This is a genomic window from Magnetospirillum sp. UT-4 (genome assembly GCF_902729435.1).
Lineage (GTDB): Bacteria > Pseudomonadota > Alphaproteobacteria > Rhodospirillales > Magnetospirillaceae > Magnetospirillum.
The window spans coordinates 1-219 of record NZ_CACVCG010000023.1 but is presented as its reverse complement, the minus strand read 5'-3'; the positions used below and the strand labels follow the sequence as shown (position 1 = coordinate 219).

Below are 219 nucleotides of genomic sequence, written 5' to 3'. Positions count from 1 at the left end.
CATCGGGGGTATAGCTGTAGCTGCCGTCCGCATTGACGGTGATGGTGCCATGCTCGGGCTGGCCGCTCTCGGCCAGGGCATAGGACACCACGCCGCCATCGGCGTCGGTGGCCGACAGCTGGCCGGTCAGGGTGGTGTCTTCCGCCGTGGTGGTGTCGCTGGCGGCGATGGTGGCTTCGTCATCCGCCGCGGCCACGTCCAGGGTAAAGGTCTGCTCGC

At 68.5% G+C, this 219-nt stretch carries 1 protein-coding gene; it reads right to left on the bottom strand.

From position 1 onward, the window contains the following. The coding region (locus MTBUT4_RS01300; RefSeq protein WP_217424087.1) for an Ig-like domain-containing protein at positions 1-219 on the bottom strand (219 nt) is incomplete at both ends.